At 70.5% G+C, this 16,790-nt stretch carries 15 protein-coding genes and 2 pseudogenes; 9 read left to right on the forward strand and 8 right to left on the reverse strand.

The features are described from left to right. Positions 1-6: 6 nt before the first annotated feature. Positions 7-1,407 (forward strand): dihydrolipoamide acetyltransferase family protein, encoded by a 1,401-nt coding sequence (locus IE178_RS12880; RefSeq protein ID WP_193512487.1) that lies wholly within the window; start codon positions 7-9, stop codon positions 1,405-1,407. Positions 1,408-1,485: 78 nt separating this feature from the next. Here IE178_RS12880 and IE178_RS12885 read toward each other — a convergent pair. After that, positions 1,486-2,463 (reverse strand): annotated as a pseudogene (locus tag IE178_RS12885) (BRO-N domain-containing protein). Positions 2,464-2,663: 200 nt separating this feature from the next. Then, positions 2,664-3,563 carry a D-alanyl-D-alanine carboxypeptidase family protein gene (locus IE178_RS12890; RefSeq protein ID WP_184764268.1) on the reverse strand — a complete coding sequence of 300 codons (900 nt, stop codon included), beginning with the start codon at positions 3,561-3,563 and terminating at the stop codon, positions 2,664-2,666. A gap of 194 nt (positions 3,564-3,757) precedes the next feature. Between IE178_RS12890 and IE178_RS12895 the strand changes: the two genes are divergently transcribed. Then, positions 3,758-4,411: a GntR family transcriptional regulator gene (locus tag IE178_RS12895; protein WP_193512344.1), complete on the forward strand. Its 654-nt coding sequence runs from the start codon at positions 3,758-3,760 to the stop codon at positions 4,409-4,411. Continuing rightward, positions 4,408-5,718 carry an MFS transporter gene (locus IE178_RS12900; RefSeq protein ID WP_193512345.1) on the forward strand — a complete coding sequence of 437 codons (1,311 nt, stop codon included), beginning with the start codon at positions 4,408-4,410 and terminating at the stop codon, positions 5,716-5,718. The genes IE178_RS12895 and IE178_RS12900 overlap by 4 nt, the downstream gene beginning before the upstream one ends. Before the next feature lie 358 nt (positions 5,719-6,076). On the opposite strand, the gene IE178_RS12905 is transcribed toward IE178_RS12900, so the two are convergent. Further along, positions 6,077-6,901 carry a maleylpyruvate isomerase family mycothiol-dependent enzyme gene (locus IE178_RS12905; protein WP_184764265.1) on the reverse strand — a complete coding sequence of 275 codons (825 nt, stop codon included), beginning with the start codon at positions 6,899-6,901 and terminating at the stop codon, positions 6,077-6,079. Between the two features lie 182 nt (positions 6,902-7,083). On the opposite strand from IE178_RS12905, the gene IE178_RS12910 reads away from it, so the two are divergent. Beyond that, on the forward strand, positions 7,084-7,878 hold the full coding sequence (locus IE178_RS12910; RefSeq protein WP_193512346.1) for a carbon-nitrogen family hydrolase: 795 nt from the start codon (positions 7,084-7,086) through the stop codon (positions 7,876-7,878). 186 nt (positions 7,879-8,064) lie between these two features. Here the strand turns inward: IE178_RS12910 and IE178_RS12915 are convergent, their stop codons facing one another. From IE178_RS12915 to IE178_RS12925, 3 genes are all read right to left on the reverse strand, one after another. After that, entirely contained in the window at positions 8,065-8,559 is a 495-nt protein-coding gene (locus IE178_RS12915; protein ID WP_184764263.1) for an LURP-one-related/scramblase family protein, read from the reverse strand. Between the two features lie 130 nt (positions 8,560-8,689). Continuing rightward, positions 8,690-8,941 carry a DUF6458 family protein gene (locus IE178_RS12920; RefSeq protein WP_184764262.1) on the reverse strand — a complete coding sequence of 84 codons (252 nt, stop codon included), beginning with the start codon at positions 8,939-8,941 and terminating at the stop codon, positions 8,690-8,692. A gap of 81 nt (positions 8,942-9,022) precedes the next feature. Then, positions 9,023-10,321 (reverse strand): M18 family aminopeptidase, encoded by a 1,299-nt coding sequence (locus tag IE178_RS12925; protein ID WP_184764261.1) that lies wholly within the window; start codon positions 10,319-10,321, stop codon positions 9,023-9,025. Between the two features lie 49 nt (positions 10,322-10,370). Between IE178_RS12925 and IE178_RS35880 the strand changes: the two genes are divergently transcribed. Then, positions 10,371-10,499: a hypothetical protein gene (locus IE178_RS35880; protein ID WP_318280011.1), complete on the forward strand. Its 129-nt coding sequence runs from the start codon at positions 10,371-10,373 to the stop codon at positions 10,497-10,499. A gap of 66 nt (positions 10,500-10,565) precedes the next feature. On the opposite strand, the gene IE178_RS12930 is transcribed toward IE178_RS35880, so the two are convergent. After that, a complete protein-coding gene (locus IE178_RS12930) occupies positions 10,566-12,392 on the reverse strand; it encodes an acyl-CoA dehydrogenase (protein ID WP_184764260.1) in 1,827 nt (608 codons plus the stop codon). Between the two features lie 172 nt (positions 12,393-12,564). Here IE178_RS12930 and IE178_RS12935 point away from each other — a divergent pair, with 172 nt between their 5' ends. The 4 genes and pseudogenes from IE178_RS12935 (at position 12,565) to IE178_RS12945 (ending at position 14,610) form a co-directional block, all read left to right on the forward strand. Further along, positions 12,565-13,029, forward strand: a complete 465-nt coding sequence (locus IE178_RS12935) for an SseB family protein (RefSeq protein WP_193512347.1) — start codon at positions 12,565-12,567, stop codon at positions 13,027-13,029. A gap of 128 nt (positions 13,030-13,157) precedes the next feature. After that, positions 13,158-13,886, forward strand: a pseudogene (locus IE178_RS12940) (pirin family protein); the annotation flags it as partial. A gap of 91 nt (positions 13,887-13,977) precedes the next feature. Then, positions 13,978-14,112 carry a hypothetical protein gene (locus IE178_RS35885; protein ID WP_318280012.1) on the forward strand — a complete coding sequence of 45 codons (135 nt, stop codon included), beginning with the start codon at positions 13,978-13,980 and terminating at the stop codon, positions 14,110-14,112. 42 nt (positions 14,113-14,154) lie between these two features. Then, positions 14,155-14,610 carry a hypothetical protein gene (locus tag IE178_RS12945; protein WP_193512348.1) on the forward strand — a complete coding sequence of 152 codons (456 nt, stop codon included), beginning with the start codon at positions 14,155-14,157 and terminating at the stop codon, positions 14,608-14,610. 18 nt (positions 14,611-14,628) lie between these two features. Here the strand turns inward: IE178_RS12945 and IE178_RS12950 are convergent, their stop codons facing one another. After that, positions 14,629-16,752 carry an ATP-binding SpoIIE family protein phosphatase gene (locus IE178_RS12950; protein WP_193512349.1) on the reverse strand — a complete coding sequence of 708 codons (2,124 nt, stop codon included), beginning with the start codon at positions 16,750-16,752 and terminating at the stop codon, positions 14,629-14,631. Positions 16,753-16,790: the final 38 nt, after the last annotated feature.

Consider the following 16,790-nt stretch of genomic DNA (forward strand, 5'->3'; position numbering starts at 1 on the left):
ACGACGATGACGAACGCGTCCGTACGCGAGTTCAAGATGCCGGACGTGGGCGAGGGCCTCACCGAGGCCGAGATCCTCAAGTGGTACGTACAGCCTGGTGACACGGTCACCGACGGCCAGGTGGTCTGCGAGGTCGAGACGGCGAAGGCGGCCGTCGAACTGCCCATCCCCTACGACGGTGTGGTGCGCGAGCTGCACTTCCCCGAGGGCACCACGGTCGACGTGGGCACGTCCATCATCGCGGTGGACGTCACCGGCGGCGCGGCCCCGGCGACGGAGGCGCCCGCACCGGCCGCCGAGCCGGAGCGGGCGCCCGAGGAGCCGGCGGCCGAGCCCCCGGCCCGCCAGCCGGTCCTGGTCGGCTACGGCGTGGCGACGTCCTCCACGCGCCGCCGCCCCCGCAAGCCGGCGGCCCCGGACGCCGCGGCCCAGCAGGTGGTGGCGGCCGTCCAGCAGGAGCTGAACGGCCACGGCCCGGCCCCGGTCCCGGTGGCGGGGGCCCCGCGCCCGCTGGCCAAGCCTCCGGTGCGCAAGCTGGCGAAGGACCTGGGCGTCGACCTGGCCACGGTCACCCCGACCGGCCCGGACGGCATCATCACCCGCGAGGACGTCCACGCGGCGGTGGCGGTCCCACCGCAGGCCGTCCCGGAGGCTCCCGCGGCCGTACCGGCCCCGGCCCCTGCCGCGCCGGCGTCGTACGACACCACCCGCGAGACGCGTATCCCGGTCAAGGGGGTCCGCAAGGCGACGGCGGCGGCGATGGTCGGCTCGGCGTTCACCGCGCCGCACGTCACCGAGTTCGTGACGGTGGACGTGACGCGCACGATGAAGCTGGTCGAGGAGCTCAAGCAGGACAAGGAGTTCACGGGTCTGCGCGTGAACCCGCTCCTGCTGATCGCCAAGGCCCTGCTGGTCGCGATCAGGCGCAACCCCGACATCAACGCCTCGTGGGACGAGGCGGCCCAGGAGATCGTGGTCAAGCACTACGTCAACCTGGGCATCGCGGCGGCGACCCCGCGCGGGCTGATCGTCCCGAACATCAAGGACGCCCACGCCAAGACGCTGCCGGAACTGGCCGGGTCCCTGGGTGAACTGGTGTCCACGGCCCGCGAGGGCAAGACGTCCCCGGCGGCGATGCAGGGTGGCACGGTGACGATCACCAACGTCGGCGTCTTCGGCGTCGACACGGGCACGCCGATCCTCAACCCCGGCGAGTCCGCGATCCTCGCGGTCGGTGCGATCAAGCCCCAGCCGTGGGTCCACAAGGGCAAGGTGAAGCCCCGCCAGGTCACCACGCTGGCCCTCTCCTTCGACCACCGCCTGGTCGACGGCGAACTGGGCTCCAAGGTCCTGGCCGACGTGGCCGCGATCCTGGAACAGCCGAAGCGGTTGATCAGCTGGGCGTGAGGGACACGAACCGGGTAGGTGCATGACGGGAGGGGCGCCGCAAGTTGGAGTTGCGACGCCCCTCCTGTCGTGCCGGGCTCAGACCTGGTGCAGCACGTACACCGGGGCCCCGTCCTCGGCCCCGCCCCGCGAGGAAATGCAGGCGTGCTCGCGCAGCAGCCGCAGGCATTCGTTGACGCGGCGCACGGAAAGCCCCGTACGGGCGGCGATCGATTCCAGCGGCTCGGACAGCTCACCCTTTTCGACGAGCACCGGGGCGATGACCACGGCCACCGCTCACACGTCCTCCGTCACGGACAACCGCTGCCGCCAATCGGCCAGCACCGATTCCGTGGTGGGCAGCGCAGTGAAGGGGCCAGGGGGTGTCCGACGCTTGAGGACGAGGGTGTCGAACCTGTCCGCGATGCGTTCCAAGGCCCGGACCATGGCCTGTTGCACGGCGAGGGTGGCCTGTTGTGTGGCCAGCATGTCCCTCTGCATGGCCACCATCTCCTTTTGCAAAGCGATCGATGCACGCTGCCCGTTCGCCAGCTCCTCATCCAGCTGAAGGTTGTGCGCCTCCAGTCGGACGATGGCCTCGGCGACCTGTTCCGGCATGGCGTAGGCGATGGGGGCACCAGGTCCGGCAGGTTGCACCTCGGCCTCGGCCAAGGTGTAGTGACCCTCCCGCTGAACGGTCTCGATCACCTCTGCCACCCACTGCTTGAAAGGCGCGCAGGCCGGTTTCGTGCAGGCGTTGACGAGCAGGATCAAACCTTGGAGATCGATGAGTTGCAGGTCTCGTCGCCAGCTCCTACCTGCGGGAATGCTGAGACAGTGACTTCCAGTCACTGTCTCGAGACTGTCTCGGTGGTCCTCCGGGACATGGTCGAGGAGTGCCTTTCGGGGTGTGGTGTAGCCCAGCCGCTTGCAGACGTCCACCGCCGGGAACCAGTGGCTTCCGTCGGGCATGGTCAGTCTCCGGACCCGTTCTCCGGTCGCCGCGTACACGAAGTCGCTGATGTCGATCGCCCCATGCCGTTCGGCGGAGTGGGGCTGCTTGCTCGGTTCGTTCATGTGAACCACCTCCGCCGCGGAACGTAGAGCGGGGCGGAGTGCATATGCCAGCCGGATCGAGAATGTTCACGACTGCGAGCGAAGATGATCGAAAACCGCTGTACCGGCTGGTGGGAGTGTGTACGGCGGCCGGTGGTGGGGTGAGAGAAGGGGAAAGGGGCCCACGGAGGACTGTGGGCCCCTTTCGTGTGTTCCCCGTGTCAGAGCTTGCCGAAGCCGTAGCCCATGAGCGCCTTCGCGTCCTTCTCGCGCTGGGCGGCGGAGGACGAGGCCAGGACCGTGCCGATGACGGTCTTGCCGTTGCGGGTCGCGGCGAAGACCAGGCAGTACTTGGCCTCCGGACCGGAGCCGGTCTTCACGCCGATCGTGCCGCTGTAGTTGCTGAGCAGCGTGTTCGTGTTGGTCCACGGCGCCATCGTGCGGGTGCCGCCCGTCTTGGTGACGGTCTTCGCCGTGTACTTCTTCGTCTTCACGATCGAGCGGAACGTGGAGCTCTTCATCGCGCTGCTCGCGATCTTCGTCAGATCGCGCGGCGTCGAGTAGTTCTTGCCGTTGCCGATGCCGTCGAACGAGTCGAAGCTGGTGTTCTTCAGGCCCAGCTTCTTCGCCTCCGCGTTCATCTTGCCGATGAACGACTTCACGCGGGCGGACCGCGTCGTACCCGAGCCGAACTTGTCCGCGAGCGCGTACGCCGCGTCGCAGCCGGACGGCAGCATCAGCCCGTACAGCAACTGGCGCACGGTGACCTTGTCGCCGACGATCAGGCGGGCCGACGAGGCGTTGTGCTTCACGATGTAGTCGCTGTAGGCCATCTGGATGGTGACCTTGGCGTCCAGGTTCAGGTTCTTCTGCGCCAGCACGACCTTCGCGGTCATGATCTTCGTCGTCGAACCGGTCGAGCGACGCGTGTCCGCCGCCTTGGTGTAGAGCGACTTTCCGTTCCCGTTGTTCATCACGTAGCCGCCCTTGGCGACGATCGTGGGTGCGGCGGCGGCCTGCGCGGGCGCCGCGTAGAGGGCTCCGGACGCGAGCACGGCGCCGGTGGTCACGGCGACGCCGACGGCTCTGCGGAGACGGATGACCTGAATGCCGGTATTCAAGTGAGGTACCCCGATTGTGTTGAATGCCCCAGTGGTGCGGCAGAGTTGAGGTGCGGCCGACAGAGGGGCCGCATCTGTCTGACTCGTGCCGTCGGCGAAGGGTTGTACGTGGGGCGGGTGACTTCACCGCGTGCGTACGGTCCGCATCGTGGACGGACGCTTCCACGCGTACGTGTTGTATCTATCCTGTCGGCATGAGTCTGGCCGCCGTGAAGCAACCCCCCGCCGCAGACCGCGTCTACACCCACGTCAAGCAGGGCGTCCTGGACCGCCGTTACGAGGGCGGGACGCTGCTCACCGAGGGCGAGCTGGCGGAGGCCGTGGGGGTCTCGCGGACCCCCGTGCGGGAGGCGCTGCTGCGGCTGGAGGCCGAAGGGCTGATCAGGCTCTACCCGAAGAAGGGCGCCCTCGTCCTGCCGGTCTCCGCGCAGGAGATCGCCGACGTCGTGGAGACACGGCTGCTCGTCGAGGAGCATGCCGCGAGGAAGGCCGTACCCGCGTCGCCCGTACTCATCGAGCGACTGGAGCAGTTGCTCGCGCGGCAGAAGGAACAGGCCGCCGCCGGGGACTTCGCCGCGGCCGCCGTCGCCGACCGGTGCTTCCACGCCGAGATCGTCCGCAGCGGCGGCAACGAGATCCTGTCCCGCCTCTACGACCAGCTCCGCGACCGCCAGCTGCGGATGGGCGTCGCCGTGATGCACTCCCATCCCGACCGCATCGCCAAGACCCTCGCCGAGCACGACGAGATCCTTCAGGCGCTGCGCTCCGGCGACCCGGAGGCGGCCGTCGCCGTCGTCCACCGGCACATCGGCTGGTTCTCCCACCTGGCCCGGGGCGAGGTGCGATGAGCGCCGCGCGTACGGATACCGGCAGCCTGCCCGGGGATCCACCCGGCGGACGACGCGCCCTCGCCGTGTGGGGCATCGGCGTCTCGGTCTACTTCGTCGCCGTCATCTTCCGCACGTCCCTGGGCGTGGCCGGCCTCGACGCCGCGGACCGCTTCGACGTCAACGCCTCCGCCCTGTCCACCTTCTCCATCCTCCAGCTGCTGGTCTACGCGGGCATGCAGATACCCGTGGGGTTGCTGGTCGACCGGCTCGGCACCAAGAAGGTGCTGGGCATCGGCGTCGTGCTGTTCACGGCCGGACAGCTCGGCTTCGCGTTCTCCCCGTCGTACGGCATGGCGCTCGCCTCGCGCGCGCTGCTCGGCTGCGGGGACGCGATGACGTTCATCAGCGTGCTGCGGCTGGGCACCCGCTGGTTCCCGGCCCGGCGCGGGCCGCTGGTCGCGCAGATGGCGGGGCTGGTCGGCATGGCGGGCAACCTCGTCTCCACGCTGGTCCTCGCCCGGTTGCTGCACGGCGTCGGCTGGACGGCGGCGTTCGCGGGCAGCGCGTTCGCCGGGGTCGTGGTGTTCGTGCTGCTGGTGCTGTTCCTCAGGGACCACCCCGAGGGGCACGAACCGGAACCCGTCCCGCACCTGGGGGCCACGTACGTACGCCGGCAGATCGCCGCGTCCTGGCGGGAGCCGGGGACGCGGCTCGGGCTGTGGGTGCACTTCACCACCCAGTTCCCGGCGATGGTGTTCCTGCTGCTGTGGGGCATGCCGTTCCTGGTCGAGGCGCAGGGGCTGTCCCGGGCGGTCGCCGGTGAGCTGCTCACCCTCGTCGTGCTGTCCAACATGGCCTTCGGGCTCGTGTACGGCCAGATCGTGGCCCGGCACCACGGGGCGCGGCTGCCGCTGGCGCTCGGGACGGTGGGCGCGACGGCGTTGCTGTGGGCCGTGACGCTGGCCTATCCGGCCGATACGGCGCCGATGTGGCTGCTGGTGGTGCTGTGCGGGGTGCTGGGCGCCTGCGGGCCGGCGTCGATGATCGGCTTCGACTTCGCGCGGCCCGCCAATCCGCCGGAGCGGCAGGGCACGGCGTCCGGGATCACCAACATGGGTGGCTTCGTCGCCTCCATGACCACGCTGTTCGCGATCGGTGTGCTGCTGGACGCCACCGGGGACGACTACACCGTCGCCTTCTCCGCGGTGTTCGTGCTCCAGGCGCTGGGTGTCACCCAGATCCTGCGGTTGCGCAGGCGGGCGGCGCGCAGGGAGCGGGAGCGGTTGGTTGCGAGCCGGGTGTCCTCGGTGCACGTGCCGGTGTAGGGACCGGTGCGCGGCCGGTCCCCGGAGAAAGAGGCGGACGACGATTCCGCACGCGCCGGGCACGGCGAGGGCGGCGAGTCGGCGGGCCCTCGCCCCGGCCCTCGAGCCGTGGGACGAGGGCCGGGGCGAGGTCTTCGGACGGCTGACCCGCCGGTGGGTGGTGAGCCGGGCACCCGACCGGATGGATCCGGGCCCCGGGGAACGGTCGTCCGCGGGCGAAGATCGTCTGCGGGGAACGCTCATCGCGGGGACAGTCGTCCCCGAGGAACGGTCGTCCGCGGGGAACGCTCGTCGCGGGGACGATCGTCCGCGGGCCACGGTTGTCCGAGGGGAACGGTTGTCCGAGGGGAACGGTCGTCTACTTCGTCACCGCGAAGTGCCGCAGGATCGCCGCGGTCAGCTCCGGGTCGCCCTCCGTCTTCACCCGGTCCGCCACCGCCTCCCACGTCACCCGGCCGCAGGCCAGGCGGACGTAGGTCTCCCAGTCGAGGGCGAGGGTGGCGGCGGGGCCGAGCGCCGGTGCCGTCTCCAGGGTGCCGCGGCCCTGGATGTCGACGCGGATCGTGCGCAGGAACTCCACCGGGCCGTGGACGTCGATGACCACGGCCGAGCTGCGCGGCGCCTGCGCGTCCTCGGCCACCACGCGTGGCAGCTCGGCGAGCAGCACGTCACGGGCGATGTGCGCGCCGGGGGAGTCGAGGTTGCCCGGCCGGCCGAGGGCCGTGCGCAGATCCTGCTCGTGCGCCCACACGTCGAACGCGTGCCGGCGCATGGACTCCTCCAGCGTGAGCTCCGTGCCGAGCGGGCCGCGCACCGTGGCGCCCGGGGCGCGGTTCTCGTTCCGCAGCTGGCGGTTGCGGCGGATGATCATGAGCTCCAGCTCGGAGGTCATCTCCGGCGCCGTGTGGTGGCGGCGCACGTCGACCTGCATCTCCATGTAACGCTGGTGGTCGTTGGTGACGTGGAACAGATCGCGCGGCAGCGTGTGGATGGGGCGCGGGTCGCCGTACATCTCGGAGTCCAGGCCGATCACATGCGACACCACGTCACGGACCGACCAGCCCGGGCACGGCGTGCGCCGGTTCCAGTCGGCCTCCGGGAGCCGCTGCACCAGCTCGGATATCGCCTCGATCGAGTGCGTCCAGGCGTCGGCGTAGGGCTGGAGGGTGGGATGCAGACTCACGGAACGGGACCCCTCGGCGGTCGGTACACGGGCAAGTGGTGGCGGCGGTGCCAGTGGGCGATGGCTGCACTCGGCGGGTGTCTTGGGACGCTAAGTTACGCTGCTGTGTGGCACCCCGGCAGTGCTTTCGTGTGACGATCGTAGGCCCGTGTGCGCGGGTCGAATGCCAGGACGGTGGTAGTGTGCGCGCCTCTTTGCTCCAAGTAGCCGTGAACGAGGGCGAATCGGTCGTGGCGCGTCGACGCCGGGTCGCCGGGTGGGTACGGGATCAGGCCGGGTCCGATCTGGTCGTGCTGCCGGAGCTGTGGACCACGGGCGCCTTCGCCTACGAGGAGTTCGGCAGCGAGGCGGAACCACTCGAAGGCCCGACCTACGAGGCGATGGCCGAGGCCGCGAACGACGCGGGCGTGTGGCTGCACGCGGGCTCCGTCCCGGAGCGTGACCCGGACGGGTCGCTCTACAACACCTCGCTCGTCTTCTCCCCCTCCGGTGCTCTGGCCGCCGCCTACCGCAAGATCCACCGCTTCGGTTTCGACAAGGGCGAGGCCGTGCTGATGGGAGCGGGAGACGAGCTGGTGACGGTCCGTCTGCCGCACACCGTCCTCGGTGTGGCGACCTGTTACGACCTCCGTTTCCCCGAACTGTTCCGCGGTCTCGTGGACGCCGGCGCCGAGACCCTCGTCGTCCCGGCGGGCTGGCCGGAGCGCCGCCGGTCCCACTGGACGCTGCTGGCTCAGGCGCGGGCGGTGGAGAACCAGGCGTTCGTCCTCGCGTGTGGAACGGCCGGGACGCACGCCGGAGTTCCACAGGCGGGTCACTCGATCGTGGTCGATCCCTGGGGCGAGGTGCTGGCGGAGGCGGGCCCCGGCGAGCAGGTCCTCACGGTCGACTTCGACCCCACGACGGTGGCGGGCACCCGCGAACGCTTCCCGGCCCTCAAGGACCGCGTTCTGGGTTTGGACCGCCCGCGCGGCTGACGCCCGCGTTCTGGGTTTGGACCGCCCGCGCGGCTGACGCCCGCGTCCTGGGCCTGGACCGCCCGCGCCGCTGACGCCCGCGTCCTGGGCCTGGACCGCCCGCGCCGCTGACGCCCTTCGGTTCCGTCCGCGCCGCTGAGCCTCCGGGTCCCGTCCGCGCCGCCGACGCCCTCCGGCCCTCGCCCGCTACTCCTCCCGCTCCTTCTCCGCCAGGTGGATCACGCACACGGCCACCGCGATCAGCAGCGCCGGGTCCGCGTCCTCCCGTACGACGTCGACGCCGTACGTCTCCCGGACGTGCAGCCACCGCCGGGAGATCACGGCGAGCAGCTCACCGTCGTACTCGACGGCGAACTCCCGGTCGAGGATCCGGCCGCTGACGTCGAGTTCGGTGCTGCCGTCCGCCAGGGACACCCGGTAGTGGTTGCGCAGCAGCGACAGCCGCTTGCGGCGGATCGTCGCCAGCGGCTCACCGCCCCGCTCGATCACCATGGTGTCCCGCAGGGCGAACATCTTCTGACGGATGTCGATGAGGACACGGCCCTCGGTGTCCTTCAGCTCGAAGGTGTCCCGCAGCCGCATGGCCTTGCCGTCGACGAGGAAGACCCCGTTGCCGTGGTCGTCCTCGATCCAGTAGTCGTCCCCGATGCCGAGGATCCGGTCGCGCACAAGAAATCTCATGCCACCAGGGCTTCCCCGCGACCCGCCCCGGGACGCCACCACTGGGCCGGGCGGCTGACCGGCCCACAGACGGCGAGGGCGCGGGAGAGCGGCTCTCCCGCGCCCGTGGTGGTGCGCGCCCGGTGCCCGGTCAGACCCCGTACCCGTCGCTGTAGCCGTCGCGGGTGTGGGTGTGGCGGGTGTCGTCGACGACCGGGGTGGCGGGTGGTACGACGACCCGCCGACGCCGGGCGATGCTGCTGAAGGTCGCGACGCCGATCAAACCGACGATCATGAAGATGATGCCGACCAGGTCAAGGTTGACACCCTGCATGTCCCAGTCGGTCGCGAACGTGAGGATTGCTCCCACGGCGATGAGGATGATGCATCCGCCGAGGCCCATGAGTGTCGCCTCCCTGTCCGGTGGTTCCGGTCGCCACCGGGTACCCGGGCGGGCGGTCCTCATGCGTCGTGGCGGAGCCGACTAGCCGTCGAGGAACGCCACCAGCGCGTTCGCCAGCAGGAACGGGTCCTGCGCGCCGCACAGTTCGCGGGCGCTGTGCATCGACAGGATGGCCACGCCGATGTCGACGGTCCGGATGCCGTGCCGGGCCGCGGTGATCGGGCCGATGGTGGTGCCGCACGGCATCGCGTTGTTGGAGACGAAGGACTGGAAGGGGACGTTCGCCCTCTCGCAGGCCGCCGCGAACACCGCCCGGCCCGAACCGTCCGTGGCGTACCGGTTGTTGACGTTCACCTTGAGAATGGGGCCGCCGTCGACGCGCGGGTGGTGCGTCGGGTCGTGCCGCTCCGCGTAGTTGGGGTGGACGGCGTGCCCGGTGTCGGAGGAGAGGCAGACGGTGCCGGCGAAGGCACGGGCCCGGTCCTCGTACGAGCCTGCGCGCGCGAACACCGAGCGCTCCAGGACGCTGCCGAGCAGGGGGCCGTCGGCGCCGGTGTCGGACTGGGAGCCGTTCTCCTCGTGGTCGAAGGCGGCGAGGACCGGGATGCGGGACAGGTCGGCGCCCCGGTTCGCCACCGCGGCGAGCGCGGCCGCGCCGGCGTGCACGGACAGCAGGTTGTCCATGCGCGGGCCGGCCACCAGCTCGCGGTCGCGGCCCAGGTAGGCGGGCGGTTCGACGGAGTGCACCATCAGGTCCCAGCCGGTGACCTCGCCGGACGGGATGCCGGAGGTCTCCTCCAGGAAGGCGATGAGGTCGCCGTCGCGCACGTCGTCGCCCATGCCCCAGACGGGCTGCATGTGCCGCTGCTTGTCGAGCTTCAGGCCGTCGGCGTTGACCGAGCGGTCCAGGTGGATGGCGAGCTGGGGGACTCGCAGCAGGGGCCGGTCGACGTTGACCAGGCGGGTGGAGCCGTCGCGCAGGGACAGCCGGCCGGCCAGGCCCAGGTCGCGGTCGAGCCAGGAGTTGAGCAGCGGACCGCCGTAGATCTCCACGGCCACCTGGCGCCAGCCGTGCGCGCCGCTGTCGGGCCGGGGCTTCACGCGCAGGTTCGGGGAGTCGGTGTGGGCGCCGACGATCCGGAAGGGGGTGTGCGCGGCAGCGCCCTCGGGGACGTACCAGGCGATGATCGCACCGCCGCGCAGCACGTACTTGCCGCCGGCCGTCCCGTCCCAGACGTCCGTCTCCGCGACCTGCCGGAAGCCCGCCTTCTCCAGCCGCTCGGCGGCGTTCGCCACGGCGTGGTACGGCGTGGGGCTCGCCGCGAGGAAGGACATGAGGTCGTCGGTGTGGCCGCGATCGAAGCGGGGGGGTTCGCTCATGGGGTTCACCTTAATGACGGCGGTGTCCTCCCCGGCGTCCAGTCGGGCGGTGGGGCATGCCGTCGCGCACCTGGGGGACGTGGTCGTGGAGCACCTGCGGGACGGCCTCGACGGAGGCGTCGTCGACGTGGTCGGGGCACGCCCGGGGAGCCGGCCCACCGTCCGCCGTGGGCGCTGAGCATACGAGCGGCCCGCCCCCGGTGTGGGAACGGGCCGTCCGTGCGGGTGAGCCGGGACAGAACACCTAGAACGCGGCCTCGTCCAGCTCCATCAGGTCCAGCTCGACGCCCTCGGCGATCTTGCGGGCCAGGGTGACGCCGGGCAGGACGTTGGCCGCGAAGAACTTCGCCGCGGCGATCTTGCCCGTGTAGAACGCCTTGTCCTTGGCGGAGGCCGTCTGGAGCTTCTCGGCGGCGATCGCCGCGCCCTTGAGGAGCAGGTGGCCGACGATCACGTCGCCGGAGGCCATCAGCAGGCGGGTGGTGTTCAGGCCCACCTTGTAGATGTTCTTGACGTCCTGCTCGGTGGCGGCGAGGTCGGTGAGCATCAGGCCGACGATGGCCTCCAGCTCGACGGCCGCCTTGGCCAGGTGCTCGCGGGCGCCGGCCAGCTCCTCGCCGCCGGTGCCCAGGGCGAGGAACTTCTTGATGTCCTCGGCGAGGGAGTTCAGGGCCGCGCCCTGGTTGCGGACGATCTTCCGGAAGAAGAAGTCCTGGCCCTGGATCGCCGTGGTGCCCTCGTACAGGGTGTCGATCTTGGAGTCGCGGATGTACTGCTCGATCGGGTACTCCTGCAGGAAGCCGGAGCCGCCGAAGGTCTGCAGCGACTGGGCGAGCTGCTCGTATCCCTTCTCGGAGCCGTAGCCCTTGACGATGGGCAGGAGGAGGTCGTTGAGCGCGTGCTCGGCCTTGGCGTCCTCGCCGTTCGCCTCCTTCACCGCGATCGTGTCCTGGACGGATGCCGTGTAGAGCACGAGGGCGCGCATGCCCTCCGCGTACGCCTTCTGCGTCATCAGCGAGCGGCGCACGTCGGGGTGGTGCGTGATGGTGACCTTGGGCGCGGTCTTGTCCATGAAGTTCGCCAGGTCGGGGCCCTGGACGCGCTCCTTGGCGTATTCGAGGGCGTTCAGGTAGCCCGTCGAGAGCGTGGAGATCGCCTTCGTGCCGACCATCATGCGGGCGAACTCGATGATGCGGAACATCTGGCGGATGCCGTCGTGCTTGTCACCGATCAGCCAGCCCTTGGCGGGGTGCCGGTCGCCGAAGGTCATCTCGCAGGTGTTGGAGGCCTTCAGGCCCATCTTGTGCTCGACGTTGGTGGCGTAGACGCCGTTGCGCTCGCCCAGCTCGCCGGTCTCGACGTCGAAGAGGTACTTCGGGACGAGGAAGAGGGACAGGCCCTTGGTGCCGGGTCCGGCGCCCTCGGGACGGGCGAGCACGTAGTGGAGGATGTTCTCCGACATGTCGTGTTCACCGGAGGTGATGAACCGCTTCACGCCCTCGATGTGCCAGGAGCCGTCCTCCTGCTGCACGGCCTTGGTGCGGCCGGCGCCCACGTCCGAGCCGGCGTCCGGCTCGGTGAGGACCATCGTCGAGCCCCACTGCTTCTCGACGGCGATCCGGGCGATCCTCTTCTGAACCTCGTTGCCCTCGTCGTGGAGGATCCCGGCGAAGGCCGGACCGGAGGAGTACATCCACACGGCCGGGTTGGCGCCCAGGATCAGCTCGGCGTACGCCCAGATCAGCGAGGGCGGAGCGGTGGTGCCGCCGATGGCCTCGGGCAGGCCCAGGCGCCAGTACTCGGAGTCCATGAAGGCCTGGTAGCTCTTCTTGAAGGAGGCCGGGACCGGCGCGGTGCTGGTCTCCGGGTCGAAGACCGGCGGGTTGCGGTCGGCGTCGGTGAAGGACTCCGCCAGCTCGTTCTCCGCGAGCCGGGTCAGCTCGTCGAGGATGCTCTTCGCGGTCTCGGTGTCCATCTCCTCGAACGGGCCCGTGCCGTACAGCTTGTCGCGCCCGAGTACCTCGAAGAGGTTGAACTCGATGTCGCGGAGATTCGACTTGTAGTGCCCCATGGCGACGGCTCCGTTAGAGAGGGATCGGCGAGGCACTGACTCCTCGCAACTGATTCACGTGATTCGCGTACCGACAAGTAGCTACGATGATGCTACCCGTCGGTAATAAGAAGCAACCCCGATCGGGACATCTGTGACCCAGCCCTCCCGTCGGGTCAGTAGTCTGTGCGGCATGTACGGCTACGACCAGAGCACAGGGGCACAGCAGGGTTACGTCCCGCCGCAGCAGCAGATGCCGGGCGGGTACGGGCAGCAGGCGCCGCTGTATCCCGAGCCGTCCGTGCCCTCGCTCGCCGACGCGGTGCGCGCGTTCACCACGGGGCAGATGGCGGCCGAGGACTTCCAGCAGGTCTTCGCCACGTCCAAGGTGTACTGCCCGCGCGGCGACAACCCCGGGTTCCTCGCCCTGCACAACACCCAGCAGCCGGTGATCCCGATGTTCACCTCGCTGAAGGAGCTGCGGCGGTACGCGGGCAAGGAGTCCAAGTACTTCGTGATCACCGGCGCCGAGGTGATCGACCTGCTGCCGACCGGCTACGGCTTCGTGCTGGACATGGAGGGCGAGCACCGGATGGTGTTCGACGCGAAGGCCGTGGAGCAGATGGTCGAGTTCGCGATGCGCCGTATGTACGGATAGGTGCCGCGAGCGGGGCCGGCCGGCCCGCCCGCACGCAGAGCCCGGAGGGAATGCCCTCCGGGCTTTCTCTGTTCGGAGTGGCAGGAAGTTCAATGCTCAACTAAAGTGGTCGTAACCGAGGAGGTACCACGTACATCATCGACGGGATCTTCGACCACCAGGACTCCAACGGCGGTGGCGGCACCATCACCAACGGCGACACCCAGTGGATGACGGCCGGCGCGGGCCTGCTGCACATCGAGGCGCCGCCGGAGCACCTGGTCGTCTCGGGCGGCCTGTTCCACGGGCTCCAGCTGTGGGTGAACCTCCCGGCCAAGGACAAGATGATGGCCCCCCGCTACCAGGACATCCGCAGTGGCAGCGTCCAGCTGCTCACCTCCCCCGACGGCGGCGCGCTGCTGCGCGTCATCGCCGGTGAGCTGGACGGCCATGACGGTCCGGGCATCACGCACACGCCGATCACGATGGTGCACGCGACGCTGGCGCCCGGCGCGGAGATCACCCTGCCCTGGCGGGAGGACTTCAACGGCCTCGCGTACGTGATGGCCGGACGCGGGTCGGTCGGTGCCGAGCGCCGCCCGGTCCACCTGGGGCAGACGGCCGTCTTCGGCGCGGGTTCCTCGCTGACCGTCCGCGCGGACGAGAAGCAGGACTCGCACACCCCGGACCTGGAGGTCGTGCTGCTCGGCGGCAAGCCGATCCGCGAGCCGATGGCCCACTACGGCCCGTTCGTGATGAACACCCGCGACGAGCTCCAGCAGGCCTTCGAGGACTTCCAGAAGGGCCGGCTCGGAACGGTCCCGGCCGTGCACGGGATGTCCGAGGGCGGACCCGCGGTCGGCAACGACGGCGCCTGAAGACTGCCCGGACCCGGCAGTGATCCCGGCCGCGTACGGACACGATGATGTCCGTACGCGGCCGGAGTGCCGAGGAGAGGGAGGGGCGCCGATGGGCGAGCGCCGGGTACGGAAGATGCTGCGGCAGATGGAGAGCGGGGAGCCCGTACGGGTCACCAGCGCCATGGCGACCACGACGAAGCTCGCCCGGTTCGCCGCCATGGCCCAGAAGTTCGGGTACGAGTAAGCGGATGTACGGCAGGGCGGCGGGCCGCAGGGCAACCAGTACGTGATCCTGATCGTGCCCGACCCCGCTCCCGAGGCCCGCGCGCGGGCCTCGCGGAACCGGGCGCGCTATCCGGGGGCCGCCGACGGCGGCGAGCTGCCGCGCCTCGCGCCCGAGGCGGTCGAGCTGCTCAAGGCCCGCATCACGTTCGACATCACCACCATGTACACCGACAGGCAGCTGATCCTGCTCACGGCTTCCTGCGCCGTTCCGCTGGCCCTGACCATCGGCTTCGCCCTCGACTCCGGCGCCACGGCCGTGGGCCTCGCCGGCCTCGTCTGGGCCGCGCTGATGGCCCTCCTGCCGGTGGGGTTCGCCGTCAACCGGCGCTTCGAGGCCAAGTACGCCGCCCTCCTGCGGGCCGCCGGGTTCACCCCGGTGACCGAACCGGAGGGCCGGCTGCGGTACCTGCCGCCGGGCGGCCGGCTTCCCGGGCACGCCAATCCCTTCGCCGGCTGAGCCACCGGCCCGGGCCGTTCAGCGGGAACCGGCCTCCTCCGTCTCGTACAGCTCGAACCAGATGCTCTTGCCCTCGCCGCGGGGGTCGACGCCCCAGGAGTGGGCGAGGAGTTCGAGCATGAGCAGGCCGCGCCCCGAGGACGCCAGCTCGCCCGGTCTGCGCAGGTGCGGCAGATCGTCGCCCGCGTCGGTGACCTCGATGCGCATCCGGCGCCCGTCCCCGCCGTCGGTGACCTCGGCGAGCAGCAGGGCGTCGGTGTCGGTGTGCACCAGGACGTTGGTGAGCATCTCGGACAGCAGCAGCACCGCCGAGTCCACCTGGTCCGTCGAGGACCAGTCGTGCAGCAGTTCGCGCAGCTGCTGCCGGGCCACCGCGATCCGCTCGGGCTCGGTTTGCGCCACCGTGAGCATCGTGCGGCGCACCGGCGGCCGTACCGTGTCCGTGTCCGCGCCGCAGCCGCATCCCTCGCCCTGCCGGCTCAGCAGCATCACGGCGATGTCGTCCTCGCGGCGGTCGGCCAGCGGGCCGGTGGTGTGGTGCGAGGAGGGGCCGTGCACCCCCTGCACCAGGGCGTCGGCCAGTTCCTCCTGGTTGCCCTTGTGCTCCTCGAGGATGCCGCGCAGGCGCTGCCAGCCGGTCTCCAGGTCGTGGCCGCCGGTCTCGATCAGCCCGTCCGTGCAGATCAGCAGGGTCTCACCGGGCTCCAGAAGGAGCCGGGTGGTGGGGTAGTCGGCGTCCGGGTCTATGCCCAGCGGCAGTCCGCCCGCCGTCGGACGGGTCAGCACCGTGGCGTCGGCCATCCGGATGACCGGATCCGGGTGCCCGGCGCGGGCTATCTCCAGCATCCCGCTCACCGGGTCGACCTCGACGTAGAGGCAGGTGGCGAAGCGCATCTCGGCGGGGTCCGCCTCGCTGATCCCGTGCAGGAAGCGGGAGGCGCGGGAGAGCACGGCGTCGGGGCGGTGGCCCTCGGAGGCGTACGCCCGCAACGCTATCCGCAGCTGGCCCATCAGCCCGGCGGCCCGCACGTCATGGCCCTGGACGTCCCCGATGACCAGCGCGAACCGGCCGCTCGGCAGCGGGATCACGTCGTACCAGTCGCCGCCGACCTGGAGGCCGCCGCCGGTGGGCACGTAGCGGGCGGCGACGCTCATACCCGGGATGCGCGGCCCGAGCTTCGGCATCATGGAGCGCTGCAGACCATCGGTCAGCGCCCGCTCGCTCTCGGCCGTGCCCGCGCGGGAGAGCGCCTGGGCCAGCATCCGGGCCACCGTGGTCAGCACGGAACGCTCGTCGGGGGTGAAGGCGACCGGGTAGGCGAAGGCCGCCAGCCAGGCGCCCATCGTGCGGCCGGACGCGGTCAGCGGCAGAAAGGCCCAGGACTGGCGCCCGAAGCGCTGGGCGAGCGGCCAGGTGAGGGGGTAACGGGCTCTGTACTGCTCCGGGGAGGAGAGGTAGACCGCGCGCCCCGTGCGCACCACCTCGGCGGCCGGGTAGTCCGTGTCCAGCGGCATGTAGGTGAAGGGGTTGTCCGCGCCGGGCTCGTGCCCGTGGTGGCCGATGATCGTCAGCCGGTCGCCCTCCACACCGAAGACGGCCAGTCCGTCCGGTGAGAAACCGGGCATCGACAGATTGGCCGCGACCCGCAGCACCTCCTGTGTCGACCGTGCCTCCGCCAGCGCCCGGCCCGCGTCCAGCAGGAACGCCTCCCGGGAGCGCCGCCAGTCGCCCGTGACCGCGCTGCGTCCGGCGGGCGTGCCCGGTGTCGGCTCGGTCACCTCCTGGATGCTGCCGGTCAGGACGTACGCCTTGCGTGCGCGGTCGAACGAGGGCTTCGAGCGGCTGCGCACCACCCGGACGACCCGGTTCTGGTCGTCCATGATCCGCATCCGCACTTCGGCGAGAGTGCCCTCGGCGACGGCGAGCTGGATCACTCCGGTGATCTCGTTCCAGTCGACGGGGTGCAGACGGGATCGGATCTGGGCCTCGGTGAGGGTGACCTGTGCGGCGGGCAGCCCGAGCAGCCGTGCCGCCACGGCATCGACCGTGACCAGCCCGGCGGCGGTGTCCCAGTGCCACAGCCCGGTGTCGAGGGCGGCGAGGACGTCCTCCAGGGCAGGCAGGAGCTCACCAGTGCGCATTGCACCACTTTATGAAGATGGTGTCGAAAAGTGCCACC

Origin of the sequence: Streptomyces griseoloalbus, from assembly GCA_014650015.1 — a bacterium.
In the GTDB taxonomy this organism is placed as follows: Bacteria; Actinomycetota; Actinomycetes; order Streptomycetales; family Streptomycetaceae; genus Streptomyces; species Streptomyces griseoloalbus.